The organism is Pseudomonas sp. OV226 (genome assembly GCF_003148705.1).
GTDB lineage: Bacteria > Pseudomonadota > Gammaproteobacteria > Pseudomonadales > Pseudomonadaceae > Aquipseudomonas.
This window is the reverse complement of record NZ_QGGS01000003.1, coordinates 328,889-346,830: the sequence shown is the minus strand read 5'-3', so window position 1 is coordinate 346,830 and position 17,942 is coordinate 328,889. Positions and strand designations below refer to the sequence as shown.

Annotated in this window: 14 protein-coding genes; 6 read left to right on the top strand and 8 right to left on the bottom strand. The window is 60.0% G+C overall.

The window, feature by feature from the left end:
* Positions 1-30 precede the first annotated feature (30 nt).
* The 4 genes from C7534_RS07590 to C7534_RS07575 all read left to right on the top strand — a co-directional run bounded on the left by C7534_RS07590 (position 31) and on the right by C7534_RS07575 (position 3,521).
* Positions 31-363, top strand: coding sequence for a DMT family transporter (locus tag C7534_RS07590; RefSeq protein ID WP_008027887.1), 333 nt, complete (start codon positions 31-33; stop codon positions 361-363).
* Positions 364-534: 171 nt separating this feature from the next.
* Positions 535-1,710 (top strand): NAD(P)/FAD-dependent oxidoreductase, encoded by a 1,176-nt coding sequence (locus C7534_RS07585; RefSeq protein WP_109785424.1) that lies wholly within the window; start codon positions 535-537, stop codon positions 1,708-1,710.
* Positions 1,707-2,519 (top strand): aldo/keto reductase, encoded by an 813-nt coding sequence (locus C7534_RS07580; RefSeq protein WP_109785423.1) that lies wholly within the window; start codon positions 1,707-1,709, stop codon positions 2,517-2,519. The genes C7534_RS07585 and C7534_RS07580 overlap by 4 nt, the downstream gene beginning before the upstream one ends.
* A 33-nt stretch (positions 2,520-2,552) precedes the next feature.
* Positions 2,553-3,521 (top strand): metal ABC transporter ATPase, encoded by a 969-nt coding sequence (locus C7534_RS07575; protein WP_077432358.1) that lies wholly within the window; start codon positions 2,553-2,555, stop codon positions 3,519-3,521.
* A gap of 37 nt (positions 3,522-3,558) precedes the next feature.
* On the opposite strand, the gene hldE is transcribed toward C7534_RS07575, so the two are convergent.
* Together hldE and msbA are read right to left on the bottom strand one after the other, a co-directional pair.
* The gene (gene hldE / locus C7534_RS07570) at positions 3,559-4,980 is read right to left on the bottom strand and encodes a bifunctional D-glycero-beta-D-manno-heptose-7-phosphate kinase/D-glycero-beta-D-manno-heptose 1-phosphate adenylyltransferase HldE (RefSeq protein WP_046028345.1); all 1,422 of its coding nucleotides are present in this window, start codon (positions 4,978-4,980) and stop codon (positions 3,559-3,561) included.
* 296 nt (positions 4,981-5,276) lie between these two features.
* Positions 5,277-7,079, bottom strand: a complete 1,803-nt coding sequence (msbA, locus tag C7534_RS07565; RefSeq protein WP_109785422.1) for a lipid A export permease/ATP-binding protein MsbA — start codon at positions 7,077-7,079, stop codon at positions 5,277-5,279.
* A 156-nt stretch (positions 7,080-7,235) separates the two neighbouring features.
* Between msbA and C7534_RS07560 the strand changes: the two genes are divergently transcribed.
* Both C7534_RS07560 and C7534_RS07555 read left to right on the top strand, forming a co-directional pair.
* Entirely contained in the window at positions 7,236-9,098 is a 1,863-nt protein-coding gene (locus C7534_RS07560) for a bifunctional O-antigen ligase/aminoglycoside phosphotransferase family protein (RefSeq protein WP_109785421.1), read from the top strand.
* The gene (locus tag C7534_RS07555) at positions 9,098-10,321 is read left to right on the top strand and encodes an acyltransferase family protein (RefSeq protein WP_109785420.1); all 1,224 of its coding nucleotides are present in this window, start codon (positions 9,098-9,100) and stop codon (positions 10,319-10,321) included. Before C7534_RS07560 ends, C7534_RS07555 begins: the two co-directional genes overlap by 1 nt.
* 160 nt (positions 10,322-10,481) lie before the next feature.
* Here C7534_RS07555 and C7534_RS07550 read toward each other — a convergent pair whose 3' ends face one another.
* The 6 genes from C7534_RS07550 to C7534_RS07525 are packed head-to-tail and all read right to left on the bottom strand — an operon-like array spanning position 10,482 to position 17,732.
* Positions 10,482-11,366: a glycosyltransferase gene (locus C7534_RS07550; protein ID WP_109785419.1), complete on the bottom strand. Its 885-nt coding sequence runs from the start codon at positions 11,364-11,366 to the stop codon at positions 10,482-10,484.
* Complete coding sequence (locus C7534_RS07545) at positions 11,363-12,517, bottom strand: glycosyltransferase family 4 protein (RefSeq protein WP_109785418.1); 1,155 nt, start codon at positions 12,515-12,517, stop codon at positions 11,363-11,365. The genes C7534_RS07550 and C7534_RS07545 overlap by 4 nt, the downstream gene beginning before the upstream one ends.
* Complete coding sequence (locus C7534_RS07540; RefSeq protein ID WP_109785417.1) at positions 12,514-13,956, bottom strand: PIG-L deacetylase family protein; 1,443 nt, start codon at positions 13,954-13,956, stop codon at positions 12,514-12,516. The genes C7534_RS07545 and C7534_RS07540 overlap by 4 nt, the downstream gene beginning before the upstream one ends.
* Positions 13,957-13,964: 8 nt before the next feature.
* Positions 13,965-14,861: an antimicrobial resistance protein Mig-14 gene (locus tag C7534_RS07535; RefSeq protein ID WP_046028338.1), complete on the bottom strand. Its 897-nt coding sequence runs from the start codon at positions 14,859-14,861 to the stop codon at positions 13,965-13,967.
* A complete protein-coding gene (locus C7534_RS07530; RefSeq protein WP_109785416.1) occupies positions 14,861-15,991 on the bottom strand; it encodes a glycosyltransferase in 1,131 nt (376 codons plus the stop codon). The genes C7534_RS07535 and C7534_RS07530 overlap by 1 nt, the downstream gene beginning before the upstream one ends.
* Positions 15,975-17,732 (bottom strand): carbamoyltransferase family protein, encoded by a 1,758-nt coding sequence (locus tag C7534_RS07525; RefSeq protein WP_046028335.1) that lies wholly within the window; start codon positions 17,730-17,732, stop codon positions 15,975-15,977. Before C7534_RS07525 ends, C7534_RS07530 begins: the two co-directional genes overlap by 17 nt.
* Positions 17,733-17,942: the final 210 nt, after the last annotated feature.

The following is a 17,942-nucleotide window of genomic DNA, read 5'->3' as shown; positions in this document are numbered from 1 at the left end:
GAAAGCAACACTTCACACGAGGATGCACCCATGACCGCTTACTACTACCTGGCCATCGCCATCTGCGCCGAAGTGATCGCGACCGTTTCGATGAAAGCCGTCAAAGGCTTCAGCACCCCACTGCCACTGATACTGGTAATCGTCGGCTACGGCATCGCCTTCTGGATGCTGACCCTGGTGGTGCGCAGCGTGCCGGTGGGCGTCGCTTACGCGGTATGGGCCGGCATGGGCATCGTGATGGTCAGCGTCGCGGCACTGTTTATCTACGGACAGAAGCTGGATGTGCCGGCGATGCTGGGGATGGCGCTGATTGTATTGGGCGTTGTGGTGATCCAGCTCTTCTCCAAGACCGCCGGCCACTGATACACCACTTTGTGTAGCAGCTGCCGAAGGCTGCGTCCGACTGCGAAGCAGTCGTAAAAACTGACCATAGACAATTCAGACAGATCGAAGGCGAGGACTTCGGCAGCTGCTACATAGCGCTTGGCATGAATCTGTATACTGCGACCTCGTCTTGAACACTGAGGTCGCCGCATGCCATCCGTTATTTCCACCGACGTTCTGATTGTCGGCGCTGGTGTCGCCGGCCTCTGGCTGAATGCGCGCCTGCGCCGCCAGGGTTTTTCGACCGTGCTGGTGGAAAGCGCCAGCCTCGGCGGCGGGCAGAGTGTGAAGTCCCAGGGCATCATCCACGGCGGCGCCAAGTACGCGTTGCATGGCGCCCTGACCGGGGCGTCGGAGGCGATTGCCGACATGCCGCGTCGCTGGCGTGAAGCGCTGGCGGGCGATGGCGAACTGGACCTGTCCGGCGTGCGCCTGTTGTCCGAAGCTCACTATCTCTGGTCCCCCGGCACGCTCGCCGGCAACCTCACCAGCTTCTTCGCCAGCAAGGCCGTGCGCGGGCGTGTCGATCAGGTCAAGGGCGATCAATTGCCACCGGCCCTGCAAGACAAACGCTTCAAGGGCAAGGTCTATCGCCTGGCCGAATTGGTGGTCGATGTGCCCAGCCTGATCCAGCGCCTGGCCGATCTGGCCGGTGATGGCCTGCTCGCCGGGCAGACCATCGAACCGCTGCTTGAAAGTGGCGTGCTGGTCGGCTTGAAGGTGGACGGCCGCGAGATTCGTGCACAACGCATCGTCCTCAGCGCCGGTGGCGGCACCGCGGCGTTGCTGGAAGCACTGGGACTGAGCCAACCCGCCATGCAGCGACGGCCGCTGCACATGATCATCGCCAAAGGCCCGGGTCTCAAACCGCTGTACGCCCATTGCCTGGGCGGCGGCACCAAACCACGCCTGACCGTGACCACTCACCCGGCGGCCGATGGTCAATGGGTCTGGTACATGGGTGGCGATATCGCCGAAGCCGAAGGCGTTGCCCGCGAACCCGCCGAGCAAATCGCCACGGCCCAGCATGAGCTCGGTCAGTTGCTGCCATGGATCGACCTGAGCACAGCGCAATGGGCCACCTTGCGCGTGGACCGCGCCGAGCCGCTGCAATCGGGGCTCATTCGTCCCGACAATGCGTTTGTCGCCGAACAAGGTCGGCTGCTGGTGGGCTGGCCAACCAAACTGGCGTTGGCGCCAGACTTCTCCGACCGGGTCATCGCCAGCCTGACGCGTGACGGCATCCAGCCAAGCCAGACCGCCCCGCTGCCGCCACTGCCAAAGCCGCCGATGGGCGTGCCGGCCTGGGAGCAACTGCTGCCATGAGCCAACCGACCCTGCACGACCTGCATCGCCCACTGGGCAGCACCGGCCTGCTGGTTTCGCCACTGGGCCTGGGCACCGTCAAACTCGGCCGCGACCAAGGCGTGAAGTACCCCAACGGCTTCCAGATCCCCGACGATGACGATGCACGCAGCCTGCTCAAGCTCGCCCGTGACATGGGCATCAACCTGATCGACACCGCCCCGGCCTATGGCCGCAGCGAAGAACGCCTTGGCCCGCTGTTGCGCGGCCAGCGTCAAGACTGGGTGATTGTCAGCAAGGTCGGCGAAGAGTTTTGTGATGGCCAGTCGAGCCATGATTTCAGCGCTGCCCACACTCGGCTGTCCGTAGAGCGCAGCCTGCAACGCCTGGAAACGGACTTTATCGACCTGGTGCTGGTGCACTCAGACGGTAACGATCTGTCGATCCTCAATGACAGTGAGGTTTATGCGACCCTCGCCGTGCTGAAGGCCGAAGGTAAAATTCGCGGTTTCGGTTTTTCCGGTAAAACCGTCGCCGGTGGTTTGAAGGCTCTGGAGCAAGGTGATTGCGCCATGGTCACCTACAATCTGAACGACCAGTACGAGAAGCCCGTCATTGACTATGCTGCTGCACACGGCAAAGCCATTCTGGTCAAAAAAGCCCTCGCCAGCGGTCATGTGTGCCTGAGTCCAGGTGTGGACCCAGTGCGCGCCAGCTTCGAGTTGTTGTTTGAACATCCGGGTGTTGCCAGTGCTATCGTCGGGACCATCAATCCGCTGCACCTCGCCCACAACGTTGCGACTGTTGCCCAGGTCCTACGTAGAAACTGATGCCGCCCCACGCGGCCTTAAGCAGGAGCCGACATGCCGCGTACGCTCATAAGAAAGAACCCGAGCAACTTCAAGACCCTGCCGTTGTACGTCGAAGCGACTCCCGAAGGCTTGAGCTATCAGAGCGTCGGAATGCCGCTCAATTTCTCCCAGACCCTGCAACGTCGCCGCCCCGTGACGGTGGCCAGCACCGAGCGATTTGCCCTGGAACTGGCCAATCTCGGTGTCTCGGTGCGCCTGACCCTGCATTGGCAGAATCGCGATTATTGGGTGTTGGTGCGTCAGCGTCGGCAAGACCGTGGCGACGTGGTGCTCAAGCTGATCTCCGGGTACGTTCCGGCCCATGAGCTGAACTTGCCGCTGCACACGGCGATCCAGGAAATTGCCGAAGAGTGCCTGCTGGAAACGCCCGAAGGCTGGCTCGGCGGACGCTTCAACAACACCTGGCTGCCGGCACCCTACGCCACGGCCCTGCATTACCGCGAGGCCCTGCCGTTCAGCCTGACGCCGTTGTCCGGCTCGGCGCGGCCCGTGCGCTGCGCCAATCTTCAATTGATTGAACGGCCGCGGGCTTACGTGCATCTGCCTACAGCGTCGCTGCAATTGATCTATGACTTGCGCCTGGACGTGCCGAAAGAAGCCAAGTCCTTGAGCCTGTTTCATGTCGATGAGCGGCTGGAAGGCGATCAACTGGTGGCCCGCCTCGATCGCAAGCGCCCCGACTTGTACCTGATGCCTTTGCAGGACGGTCAGCCGATGGCCGAGTTGTATACCTTGAAAAAAGATCAGTTGTACCCGGCGAGCACTCGCGGGTTATACCTGGCAGAGAGTTTTGCCCGGCAGGAAGGCTGGCTGGTGCGCGATGAGCGAATTCGCTGGAAGGATTGGGTGCGGCAACAGGGCTTGAGCCCGCCGGGGAAAGATTCAGGTTTGGCGCGGTTGCGTGGGAAGGCAAAGCAATTACTGAGGAAAATCGTGCCGCGTAAAAAAGTCAGCCCTTGATCGTTCCCACGCTCTGCGTGGGAACGATCAAGCCGGGTCAGTTATTGCGGATCTTCTCGACAATCGCCGTGGTCGAGCTGTTTTCCACCAGCCCCAGCACTTTCACGGTCCCGCCGTAAGCGGTCACGATGTCCGCGCCGACCACCTGGTCGATCCCATAATCACCGCCCTTGACCAGCACGTCCGGCTTGACCTCGCGCAGCAGGTTTTCCGGGGTGCCTTCCGCGAAGCTGATTACCCAATCCACCGCGCCCAAACCGGCCAATACCGCCATGCGACGGTCGACGCTGTTGATCGGACGGCCCGGCCCTTTGAGACGGCTGACCGAGGCATCGTCGTTGACGGCAACGATCAGGCGATCGCCCTGGGCCCGCGCCTGTTCGAGGTAGGTCACGTGGCCAGCATGCAGAATGTCGAAGCAGCCATTGGTGAAGACGATCTTCTCTTTGTGCGCACGCGCATCATCGACCGCCAGCAAAAGCTGCTCAAGGCCCAGTACACCGCGCTCCGAACCTTCTTCACGCTGGATGGCGCGACGCAGCTCCGGGGCGCTGATCGCCGCCGTACCGAGCTTGCCGACCACGATGCCCGCCGCCAGGTTGGCCAGGGCTACCGCGTGAGGCAGTTCTTCACCCGCGGCAATGGCGGCCGCCAGGGTAGAAATCACGGTATCGCCGGCACCGGTCACGTCGAACACTTCACGGGCACGGGCCGGCAAGTGCAACGCCGGATGATCGGGGCGCAGCAAGGTCATGCCGTGTTCGCCACGGGTTACCAGCAAGGCGCCGAGGTCCAGGTCGTGCATCAGCTGCGCGCCCTTGCTCACCAGTTCGTGCTCATCGGCGCAACCGCCCACAATGGTTTCGAACTCGCTGAGGTTCGGAGTGATCAGGCTTGCGCCACGGTAGATCGAGAAATCCTTGCCCTTGGGATCCGCCAGCACCGGAATGCCACGGGCACGGGCAGCCTGGATCAGCACCTGATGGTTTTTCAGCGCGCCTTTGCCATAGTCGGACAGCACCAGCACCTTGATGCCTTCGAGCAAATCATCGACCTGCTCGCCCAGTGCCAACGCGTCGGTGGCGAAGGGTTCTTCAAAGTCGATACGCAGCAGTTGCTGGTGACGGCTCATGACCCGCAGCTTGACGATGGTCGGCTGGTGCGCAATACGCTGGAACATCGCCCGAACGCCCGCACCCTTGAGGCTATTGGCCAGGCTGTCGGCCGCTTCGTCGTCGCCGGTCACGCCGACCAGCGAGGCCGGAGCACCGAGCGCGGCAATGTTCAACGCAACGTTGGCGGCACCGCCCGGGCGGTCCTCGATTTGCTCGACCTTGACCACCGGTACGGGTGCCTCAGGGGAAATCCGTGAGGTACCACCATGCCAGTAACGGTCGAGCATGACATCGCCGACCACCAAGACAGGGGCTTGATCGAATCGCGGCATGGACAACTTCATGGAGCAACCCACATACAAAATGAACAGGGGCGCGATATTACCACAGGGTTGGCATTGGCTTGCGCGACGGCTGCAACGGGATGATTTGACGGGAGGATTTGTTCATTTATTGAGCAGAAAATACCAAGAACTGCCAAGCAGGCGCCCGCAAATTCTGTTTCTGCGGTCGATCTTGCGAATTACGGGAGGGTTTCACGCCCGGATCAAACAAAGGCAGCGCACTCGCCGGGGATTGATCGAGAGGGAAAAGTCTGGATACAAATCATCGGGCGCGTTGCGCGCCCGGTGAGCAAACGTCAGGCGATGTCTTCAGCCGGGGCGTCAAGGCCCATGGCATTCAGGCGGGCGTAGTAACCGTTGTGCGCCAGAAGCTCGGTATGGGTGCCGCGCTCGACGATCCGGCCCTGATCCATAACGAGAATCAGGTCGGCCTTTTCGATAGTTGACAGGCGGTGAGCAATCACCAGCGTGGTCCGGCCCTTCATCACTTGATCCAGCGCGGCCTGAATATGGCGCTCGGATTCGGTGTCGAGCGCCGAGGTGGCTTCGTCGAGAATCAACAACGGGGCGTTCTTCAGCAGGGCCCGTGCAATGGCCAGGCGTTGACGCTGGCCGCCGGAGAGCAGCACGCCGTTCTCACCAACCTGAGTGTCCAGGCCTTGGGGCAACTGCGCGATGAAGTCCATTGCGTACGCATCCCTCGCGGCTTTCTCGATCGCCTCACGAGGCGCTCCAGCCAGATCGCCGTAAGCAATGTTGTTGGCCACGGTGTCACTGAACAACGTCACATGCTGAGTCACCTGGGCGATGTGTTTGCGCAGGTTCAGCAGTTTGTACTGTTCCACCTCAACACCATCGATCAGGATCTCGCCCTTATCGTGGTGGTAGAAGCGCGGAATCAGGTTGGCCAGGGTCGATTTGCCGCTGCCCGAGCGCCCGACCAGTGCCACCATTTGCCCAGGCTCGACCGAGAAACTGATGTCATCGAGCACCTGGCGATCGGTGTCCGGGTAGGTGAAGCTCAGATTACGCACGTCCAGACGACCGCTGACGGCGTCGCGCTCGACGGTACCGGTATCAACTTCAGGCTCGACATCCAGCTGTTCGAAAATACTCTCGGCACCCGCCACACCTTTCTGGATGGTCGAGCTGACTTCGGACAACTGGCGGATCGGTTTAGGCAACAGGCCGGCCAGGGTGATGTAGGCAACCATGTCACCGGCCGATGCATCGCCGCGCAGGAACAGCACCAGGAACATCAACACCGCCATGGCGCTGTAAATCACCAATTGCAGCAACGGCGTGTAAATGGCGCCTGTACGTGTCATGCGCAGTTGCTTGTCGGTGTTGCCCTGACTGGCGGCAAAGAAGCGCTTCTCTTCGTAGACTTCACCACCAAAGCTGCGCACCACGCGATAACCCTGGATGGTTTCGGACGCCACGTGGGTCACGTCACCCATGGCCACCTGAATCTTCTTGCTCTGCTTGCGGAATTTCTTGCTCGCCGTACGCACCATGATGGCGATCAGCGGCAGGATGGCAATCATCACCAGCGTCAGGCGCCAGTTCATGAACAGCAGCGAGGCAAACAGGAAGATCACGGTCATGCCTTCACGGATTACGACCTTGATCGCATCTGTGGCCGCCCCGGTGACCATCGTCACGTTGAAGGTGATACGCGAAATCAGATGCCCCGAGTTATGCTTGTCGAAGTACCGGTTGGGCAAAACCAGCAGGTTGTTGAACAGTTGCACCCGCAAGTCATGGACCAGGCCGAGGGAAACCTTGGCCAGAAAGTAATTGCCCAGATAAGATCCCAACCCCTGCCACGCGGCGATCAGAATGATCAGCAGCGGCACAGCCTGCAACAATTGCAGGTCGCGCAGGTAAGGCACGGTTGGAAACAGCGCCGCCTCGGGATTGGACAGGCCATCGACAAAGTACTTGAGGATGTAGCCGAGCATTGGCTGGGTCGAAGCGAAAATCAAAAAGCCGACGATGCTGATCAGAAACAAACTGATGTACGGCCGGACATAGCCGAGCAAACGGAAGTAGATTTTCAAGCTCGATGGGCTTGCGGAGAGACTGGAGTCGGTCATATCACGCGTTTGTCGATAAAAAGGACGCAGACTTTAGCACAGCTTCTTCAGGGTTCTGGCAATCGCATAAAGGCTGTTATTGTTAGGCGTCGGATTAAGCATCAAATAGCCATCACCCCGAAATGGCCGATCAACTTCAGGATTGAATCTCCCAGCATGCAACTAAGCGGTTTCAATAGTGTGTCAAATCGAGTCTTCGATTTCATTTGCCTCTGGATTCTTCCACTCGGCTATCTCTTGCTGCTGTGCGCACTCTTCTTCCTGCCAGGTCGAAGTGTGCACCACAAACTTTTTTATGGCCTTTTCAGCATTCCAGCGCTGATCGCCCTGTGCCTGCGCCCCCGCGAACTCAACGAATTGGTCCGCGACCCGATTTTCATCGCCGTGCTGACGTTCGCAGCCTGGGCATTGCTGAGTTTGTGCTGGGGGCCGGATAAGGAAGACATCGCCGGACAATTCAAACCACCGCTGCATACCCTGCTGCTGTTCACGGGTTGCTACTTGCTGGTGCGCTATCGCAGCGAAATCATTCAACCCTTGCTGTTTGCCGCTGCATTGGTCGGACTGATCGGCACCGCCCACGATCTGTTCATGTTCGCTCGCGTATACCAGCCTGGCCTGCGTTTGATCGGTGGCGGCGCGTTCGATAACCCGCTGCTCAGCTCTCACATGTATGGCTTTTACGCCGCCTACTGGCTCAGCATCAGCATGCTCTGCAAGCGTCGCCAAATGCTCTGGCTGAGCCTCCCGGCGCTGGCAATCATGTTTGCCGCGGTGATTGCCACCGGCTCCAGGACGCCTCTGGTTGCGCTGACGATGGCGGCACTCTGGCTTAGCTTCATTTGCTGGAACCGCCGCTCGGTCGCATTGTTGGGGGTGTTGGCTGCCAGCGGAGTCACGGTTTACGTGCTGTTTTCGCGAATGATCATCGAAAGGGGCGACTCTTACCGCTTCGAAATCTGGCAGTTGGCCGTACAGAAAATTGCTGATCACCCCTGGATCGGTCATGGCTATAACGCCCAACTGTCGATCGACCCCGGCGTCGGCTACAACTTTCAGGAACCCCACAGCTTTGTCCTGGGCGTGCTCTATTACGTGGGTGTTGTTGGCCTGCTGCCGTGGTTGTTTTTCCATGCCTGGAGCCTGTTAAGCAGTTGGCGCAATCGCCTGCAGCCCCTGTTTATCATCGCTTCGACCTGGTTGATATTTGGTATTGGTGCTGGCCTGACCGAGGGCGGCGGCATTATTTCGCGGCCCAAGGAGCACTGGTTCCTGCTGTGGATTCCGCTGGCGCTAATCGTCGCGCTGAGTGTCAATCAACGCGCCAGACGCTTGCTGACGATGCCTATCAAGACGCTGACGCCGGCGGCCCGGCAACAGTTGACCGCCAATGCGCAGGTCATCGAAGAAGATGGCCTGGGCCCCAAAGTCTTGCGCCTGCTCGATGGCAGCTTCCTCAAGCTGTTTCGCGGCCGTCGCTGGTACACCTCCGGCAGTTTCAACCCCTACTCCGAACGTTTTGCCGTCAACAGCCAGCAACTGCGCAGCATGGGGATCCCGACGCCGCCAATTCTTCACCTTTATCGCCTCCCAGACGGCAGCAGTGCTGTGCATTATTCGCCACTACCGGGCAATACACTGCGTCAGGTCTTGCAAGGCATAACCGCTCCGGCGGTGCGCCAGGCGCTGGTGCAGCGTTTTGGCAAGTTCATGGCTCAATTGCACGAGCAAGGCGTCTATTTCCGCTCGTTGCATCTGGGTAATGTGCTGGTGCTTGAAGATGGCGAGTTCGGCTTGATCGATGTGGCCGACCTGCGCATTTACCCTTCTTCATTGAGCCTTCCCCTGCGTCAGCGAAACCTGCGCCATATGCAGCGCTACACGGTGGACAAGCGCTGGCTGTTCGAAGAACACTTCGAAGCCCTGCTTCAGGGCTACGCCATGACGGCCTCGAAGTCCGCTGTTGATAACCTGCACAGGCAAGTGCTGGCCGGGAATGCCCCGGCTCGAGCTCTTTGATGACTGAAACCAACCCACTCATTGCGCTGGCAGCTTATCTGCTGGCCATCGTGACCGCCGCCCTGTTGTTGCGCGCCGTTCCGAAAATCGCCCGGCACATCGAACATTCCGGTGAAAGCCGCTATGCCAGCATTGATGGGTTACGCGGTTACCTGGCGTTCGGCGTGTTCGTGCACCACGCGATCATTACCTTGATCTTCCTGCGCACGGGCGTGATTGATTTTCCGCCGAGCAATTTGTACTCGCAGCTGGGCCAGGGCAGTGTCGCGCTGTTTTTCATGATCACCGGCTTCCTGTTCTGGAACCGATTGCTCACCCAGGAGCGTCAACACGACTGGCTGGCCTTCGCGGTATCGAGGCTGTTTCGCCTTTACCCGTTGTACTTGCCGCTGATGCTGATCGTGTTTGTCTCGGTGTTCTACCTGCAAAACTGGGAACTCAAGGACTCTGGCCTCCGTTTCGCCGGCCAGGTCCTGGCCTGGCTGACCTTCGACCGGCCGGACGTCAACCAGTACTACCAAACCGGCATGATGATCTCCAACGTCACCTGGACCTTGGGCTATGAGGTGTTTTTCTATCTGGCACTGCCCCTTGCCGCCATGGTGTTCATCTACCGGGGCAGCAGGCTGCAAGTGGTGTTGTGCCTGATCGGCATTTACGCCCTGTATGAAGTGGTCGGCCTGGAGCACTCGCTGAAAAAACACTTTCTGGCGAGTTTTCTCGGCGGCATCGGCGCTGCGTACTGGATTCGTCGGCCGCAACTGGTGGCTTGGGCTCAATCGCGAATGGCGGGGATTATCGCACTGCTGGCATTGGTGATTGCCTTCACGGCATTCAACCGTGCTTTCAGCCTGAGGCCACTGCTGCTCATGTCGTTGTTCTTTGTGATTGTGGCGTCTGGGAACACCCTGTTCGGTGCGTTGAAACCGCGCAGCATCCGCTGGCTCGGCGAAATCAGCTACAGCACCTATTTGCTGCACGGCTATGTGCTGTGGGTGTTGATCCAGCGCCTGCCGCCAATGCTTGGGCTAAACGCCGGCGACCTCTGGACCTTTCTCCCACTGCTGGCCCTGTGCAGTTGCCTGCTGATCATCATCAGCAGCCTGACGTTCCTGTATATCGAGAAACCGGGCATAACGGCCGGCAGGAAAGTATTGCAGTGGCTGCGCCAAGGCAAAGAGGCCAAGAAGAGCCTGACAGAGAAGATCGCCGGCGAAAGCTGACGCGCCTGGCGTTCTGTAGCAGCTGGCGAAGCCTGCGTCCGGCTGCGCAGCAGTCGTCAACCCGGCAGCAAGGTATGCCTGATACACCGTGTGTTCTGATTTTACGACTGCTTCGCAGCCGGACGCAGGCTTCGCCAGCTGCTACGTAGGGCGCGCTGGATCAGTCTTTTTCCAGTGGCGAGAAATACAGTCGCCCCAGACCACGCCAGGTCTTCTTGTTCCAGGCCTTTAACGGGATCTGCGCCAGCAGTTCGCGGGCCAGTTTGCGATCACGGTTGGCGGTCTTGAGGAACATCGAGCTGAGAAACCTGTAGCGAACCTCGTCATACAGCGGGTGATCGCTGAACAGCGCGTAGGTACGCAAGATGCTGTCGATCATGAAGCGATGGTTCTTGTAGGAATTGGTGGCGTGCTTGCGATAGCGCGCCATCAGCACATTCAGACCATCGATAAAGTAACCGGCGTGGGTCACCTTCAGTTCGATCAGCAGGTCTTCCAGGCGAATGGTCGGATCGAACCCGCCCACCTTGTCCAGCGCTTCCCGGCGGATCATCAGGGTCGGGGCAGGTGGATAAGGTTTGCGCTCCAGAAACATGTCATCGAAGTCCAGGCGACGGAACGGCACGTCACGGCGCTGACGCTTCTCCGGGTACAGATTGCCGTCGGCGTCGATCAGCTCGATATTGCCGGCGCAGATGCCGACCTCGGGCTTGCCCTCCATGTGCGCGACCTGGGTGGCGATGCGTTCCGGCAGCATGATGTCGTCGGAACCAAACGGCACGATCAGACTGCCGCCGGAGCGAGCAATGGCGCCGTTGAGCGTGTTGGTCAGCCCCTGATTCTCCTGAACCCGAAAATCGAATCCATATTGCGCCTGCAACACCTTGATGCGTTCGACGCTGTCGTCTTTGGAACCGTCGTCGACCACCAGCAATTCGATGTTCTTATAGGTCTGGTTGAGGACGCTGAGAATGCTTTCCTCGATGTAGCGAGCGTGGTTGTACGACGCGATGATGACCGTGACGAGAGGTTGCGCGGCGCTCATGGTTGTTCCTTGCGGGCCTGTTCCAGGCCGGATTCGATCAGGTTCAGGTATTCCTGACGGAACACCTCGATGTCATGTTGTTCCTGGAGATAACGGTAGGCCTGCTCGCCCTTGGCCTTGAGCTCGTCATCCGCCAGCCCGAGGTAATTGTCCAGCGCCGCGACCAGGCTTGGCACGTCCTTGGGGGTAATCGCCAACCCGCCAGCGCCTTCGATCAGCGGCAGCATGGCGGGCACGTTGGAGGCGATCACCGGAAGATGCCCGCTCATGCCTTCGAGCAGCGCCAGCCCGAGGCCTTCAGCCAGGGACGGCATGGTCCAGACGTCGAATGCGCGAATGTACTGCAAGGCAATCTCCTTGAAGCCCAGCAAGTGCGCACGCCCGTTCAGGCCCAGGCGCTCGATTTCGGCACTCAGGCGAGACTCTTCGCGGCCGGCACCAATGATCGCCAACTGAGTGTTCGGGTACTTGTCCTTAAGCGCGGCAAACGCCTGCAACAGATAAATGTGGCCCTTGACCGGCACCAGGCGCCCCAGCGCGCCAATCAGGCGAACCGACGGGTCGATGCCCAACAACTCGCGGGCACGCTCACGACTGTGCTGCAAACCTTCAGCCTGCTCGATGTCGATGGCGTTGGTGATGGCGTACGTGTTCTGGTCGGTGAAACCGCAATCGCAATCCAGCAGGTACTGTTTGACCGCCGGGGAGACACCGACAAAACGCCAGTGACGATCGATCAGGCGCTGGGTCTGGCGGCGTCGGTAAAACCGGTCGTACTCGCCAAAGCCATGGGAAATGCCGATGCACAGCGGCACTTTCAACCAGCGGTTAAGCGCCAGCATCATGTTCACAGGCTTGAAGCGGTTGCAGATCACCACGTCGAATTTTTCCGCGCGGCAAAACTTGTACAGCGTCCACATCGCCCGCAAACGCATGCCTTTGAGCGACTTGTCGGAAAACTCGAAATACACCGAACGGTCGGCTCGGCTGACGGCCTCGCCCGGCCCGGGCTTGCCCCGCAGGAACGCCGCCGTCACTTCATAGCGATCACTGGGCAGCGCCTTGACGATCTGCTCCGCGAGGTCGGCAAAATCATGGGCTTTGACGTTGTAGTCAGGCTGCAACTGCAGAACCTTTGACCGCTGGCTCATAACTCTCCCCGCTGCGAAACGTTTATTGGTGTGTGCTTGAGTATCCACAACAGCTCGTGACGCCGAACAGCCTTGCGAAAGAATTCGTTTTCGCCGTAGACCGGTGGCTTGCGCCCGGCCAGCAGCCGCTGGATCAACCGGCGCAGTCGGCGCTTGGCCGGCATTGGCGGTTGCAGGTCATGCATCATGCCCAATGCCATGGCTTTATCGCGCTGAAGTTCCAGCGACAACGGCAGGCAGCAAGGCTGCATCGGCGTGGCCGGTTCGAAGGCTGGCGGCAACGTGACGCCCTGACCGGCATCGCCCATTGGCCAACGGTCGTTGTCGTGCAGGTGATTAGCGTAGCCGAGCAGTGTCGTCGGCTGCCATTCGAGCCCTTGCAACGCCTCGAGGACGGCCTGCTGGGCGCAGATATGATCAGGGTGCGGATCGAGCGTCGGATGCGGCAGCACAATCACTTCAGGACGCGCGCGCAGCAGCAGTTCGCGTAAATCGGCCAACAAGTTGTTCCAGGTCGGCGCTCCGTCTGCATCGCCCGGCAGGGCAAACGGGTTCAACTGGCGAAACAGACGCGTATCGCTCAAATCCGCTTCCCGCGAAGCCACCGGTTGCGCCGGGGTAGCCTGCATCGCGGCCAGTTGCAGACAGAAATAACCCAACTGCACGCAATGTGCTTCAGGGACGCCTGCCCAACGCGGGACGGCGATACTGTCCCACGCACGCAAACGCCCCTTGAGGCGTGCGGCCTCGACCTTGTCCAGGCCCAGTTGTTGATAGTGCCCGGCTTCGATTTCACCGGCCGTCAGGGTGACGATCCAGGCTTCATCGGCTTGACTGTACAAACCATAGGCAGCCAGTTCGGCGTCGTCGGCGTGAGGCGCAATCACCATCACCCGTTGACGGCGGAAGTCGGGCTGCTCCAGCGCCCACAACACCGGCTCGCCGAGCAAGCGGCAGTGGCGCCCACGCAGGCGCAATTCACCGCGCGACAGCGCTTGCGCCTGACCGCTGAGGTTCAGGTAACGCAGGCCGTTTACGCCGCGTTCAAAGGTTTGGCGATCCGGGTTGTCACCGCCCGACAGTTCCACCACCGGGTCAAAAAAGCGCCCCAACCAGCTGCTTTTAATCCGCAGCGCCAACACCAGCGTGGCATCGTCGACCAGCATGACGCCTTCATCCAGGCGCAAACGTTCCCCCTCCAAGTGAACCTTGGGTTGCGGGGTATACGCCGGGAAGCTGTATTGGTAATCGTCCTTGGGGGAGTAAAACAAGTGATCGGCAAACCATGCTTCGTGGGCAATCCAGCCCAGGACGGCGAGCACCAGCGGCAACCACCAGGCCACCAGCACGCCGATGGCTATCAACAGCATCAGCGCGATCAGCAGGCTAATGCGTTTGTTGCGCCGATGGCGCTTGAGCAGTTGCTGTTTGCGGCTCATGGGTTCACTCACACGGTAAAAACCGGTACAGGGTTGCACCAGCGGTCCTTGTACTCGCGGTCAGCGCGGCCGAAGGAAAACCGCAATGGCTTATCCAGGGCCCGCGCGTGTTCCCAAGCGCTTTGCGTGTTGATAAAACTCAGCACGCTGCCGGGGCTGAACTCGCGGGTCTCGGGATCGACGCCACCGTTGATGTATTCGACGCTGATCCACTCGGGCGACTCGACGCGATACACCAATTGAATGGCAATCGGTGCATCGTTGAGGAAAATCACCGAACCGATCAGCAAGTCCCGCAACAGTTCGATCACCTCGCCCATACGCTCGGCACCCGTGGCCGGGAACCCCCAGCGGCGCTGGAACAGGTCGCAATAAATCGCGGCCAACTCCGAGCTGGAAAATTCGGCGACCGGTCGCACAACGCCACCGGCTTCTTCCAGCAGGCGCAATTCACGGCGCTGGTTGTAGCGGAATTTCTTCGACAGTTCTTCCGGCGTGCGCGCCATGGCCAGTTGTTCGGCTTGCAACTTGATAGCGCTGAAACGGCCCTCGCTCAGCGCCGACAAATAACGCCCGCGATGGCGCAGCGGTGCTTGAGCATCGGCGGCGGCCGGCAGGATCACCTCGGCATTGCCGAGGTCGAACAAGCCTTTTTTGCCACGGCGCTTGAGTACGTCCTTGGACAGCGCGAGGTCGCGCCCCCAGGTCGGAATGGCGGCTTTCACGTCACCGTTCTGTTCCCAGGCCAGATAGCGCACCGGAATGTCGGCCAGTTGCGCCAGGCGCTCAACCACCATGGGGTGCGTCGCGACGCTACCGCCAAATCGCTGCCAGGCCTGTGCATAAGTCGAGGCGTCGACTACCGTCCAGCCACGTTCGCGCCAGCCTTGAAATCGGTTGAGCATCAGCCCCTCGGCGCCAGTTCTGTGACGTGTGGCAAATGCCAGAAAGCATCGCGCACTGCGCGGTCGGAGAAACGCTCACGCAAGCGATCAAGCATCAACTCGGCACACTGGTGACGTTGCTGATCGTCCATCGCGGCCAGATGCTGCAGCCCTTGAGCCAGACGCTCGGCATTCCCCAACGGGAACAGGATCCCGACACCTTCAACGACTTCCTTCGCGCCACCGCAAGCGGTCGCGAGCAACGGTACGCCGGCGGCCATGGCCTCGAGCAGCACCATGCCGAACGGTTCGTGATCGGAGCTCAAGGCAAACACATCGAAGGCCCGGAAGTAGCGACGGGCATCCGGCACTTGGCCGAGGAACAGCACCCGATCGCCAATGCCCAGTTCACGGGCCAGTTCCTTGAGGTCCTGTTCCAGTCGACCGCTACCGAGAATCACCAGTTGGCTGTTGGCCGGCAACTGCGGCAATGCCAAGGCAAACCCGTGCAGCAGCGTGGTCTGGTCCTTATCCGGGTGAAGCCGTCCGACGTTGCCGACAATCCAGGCATCCGCCGACAGGCCCAAGGTTTCCCGAGCCTCGCGAACCGACACCTGGCTGGTCTGCAAGGCCGGCACATCGATGCGGTTATAGAGTGTTTGAATCCGCCCGGCCGGCCATTTCGGCAGGCAACGGCGCATGTCGTCACGCACCGCATCGGAAACACCGAGCAGGCTGAGGCGCTTGCGGAAGAGATGGGCGAAGAGTTTGCGAGAGCCGCGTTTGTAATCGTCAAACCCGTGATGCACACCGATGACCGGCAACGAAGTGCCGAGCAAGGCGATGTAGATCGGTTTGAAACGGTGGGCAATGCAGAAGCTGAAATTGCGCGAAGCGGCGATCTTGCGCAGATCGCCGATGGCGCCCAGCTTCAGGCCACGAATGGCCTTGGAGCTGTATTCCATGAACAGCACTTCATCGGAAGCACAGCCCGCGGCAACTTCGCTATCGGCGGCACCGGTCAGAAAGACCGTGGTCACTCGATAACCAGTCCCCGCGAACAGGCTGGCGTACTGCCGGGCGCAGTCCAGAAACGGGCCGTCATAGCCGTGACAGAACTGCAGCACATGGCGTTCAGCCGAGCGAGTCATAAGCGTCCGCGCCTTCTTTGACCACCAGGATGTCTTCCATGATCAGGTATTGCAGGTCAGAGCCGAAGAACATGTTCAGGGCATCGGTCGGCGAACAGATCATCGGTTCGCCACGACGGTTGAGCGAGGTGTTCAGCGACACGCCGTTGCCGGTCAGCACTTCCAGCGCCTTCATCATGTCGTAGTAGCGCGGATTGTATTCGCGCTTGAGCACCTGGGCGCGGGACGTACCGTCTTCGTGGACGACTTCCGGCACGCGGGTCTTCCACTCTTCAGCCACTTCGAAGGTGAAGGTCATGAACGGCGCCGGGTGATCGATCTTGATCATTTGCGGGGCAACGGTGTCGAGCATCGACGGGCAGAAAGGCCTCCAGCGCTCGCGGAACTTGATCTGGTGGTTGATACGGTCTGCCACGCCGACGGCGCTCGGGCAACCGATGATCGAACGACCGCCCAAGGCACGCGGACCGAACTCCATGCGCCCCTGGAACCAGGCCACCGGGTTGCCGTCGACCATGATTTTGGCGATGTTTTCCGGCATGTTGTTCAGCTTGCGCCAGACCGGTTTGCTCGGGTGACGAGCGCAGGCAGCCAGCACGTCTTCGTTGGTATACGACGGACCGAGGTAGACGTGTTCCATCTTCTCGACCGGAACGCCACGGGCGTGGGACACATACGCCGCCGCGCCGACTGCCGTGCCGGCGTCGCCGGATGCAGGCTGTACAAACAGTTCTTTGACGTCATCGCGAGCGATGATTTTCTGGTTGAGCTTGACGTTCAACGCACAGCCACCGGCATAGGCCAGTTTGCCGGTTTCCTTGAGCACGTCGCCCAGGTAGTAGTCGATCATCTGCAGCGAGATTTTTTCGAACAGCGCTTGAATGCTCGCCGCGTAGTGAATGTACGGCTCGTCGGCGATGTCACCTTCGCGCTTGGGACCCAGCCACTCGATCAGCTTCGGCGAGAAGTAGTAACCCTTGCCCTTCTCTTTGTAACGACGCAGGCCGATCACGTTGGCGTAGTCGGTGTTGATCACCAACTCGCCGTTTTCGAACGAGGCCAGGCGCGAGAAATCATATTTGCTGGCGTCGCCGTACGGCGCCATGCCCATGACTTTGAACTCGCCATCGAGCATATCGAAACCAAGGAACTCGGTGATCGCGCCGTACAGGCCGCCGAGGGAGTCTGGATCGAAGAATTCCTTGATCTTGTGGATCTTGCCGTTTTCGCCGTAACCGAAGAAGGTCGTGGCGTACTCGCCCTTGCCGTCGATCCCAAGGATCGCGGTTTTCTCTTTGAAACCGGAGCAGTGGTAGGCACTGGAGGCGTGAGCCAAGTGGTGTTCGACGGGTTCGATCTTGATTTTCTTCGGATCGAAGCCCAGTTGCTCAAGGCACCAGACGATCTTGTTGCGATAGCGCTTGTAGCGGCGGTTGCCCATCAGGATCGCGTCAAGTGCGCGGTCCGGGGCGTACCAGTAACGCTTGGCGTACTGCCAGCGAGCCTTGCCGAACAGGCTGATCGGGGCGAATGGAATCGCAACCACGTCAACGTCGGACGGCTTGATGCCCGCCTGCTCCAGGCAGAACTTTGCCGATTCGTAGGGCATGCGGTTCTTTGCATGTTTATCGCGCACAAAGCGCTCTTCTTCAGCCGCCGCGACCAGCTTGCCGTCGATGTACAAGGCTGCGGAAGGATCATGGCTAAGGGCGCCGGACAGGCCAAGAATCGTCAATGCCACAGGGGTCTAGCCTCTTTAGTCTGCATGCAGGCGACAAGCGCCTCAAAAATTAATGTGCCCTCGCAAGCGGCGAGAGACAGCTAAAGGGCGGGATTATAGCTTAAAAGCGACTGCAAACCTCTAGCGCGAAACGGCAGGCTCGCGCGTTGACAGCCGAAAGTCGTCGCCATAGACTCCTGTGCAAATGGACTGGGGGATCCCGGTCGGCGT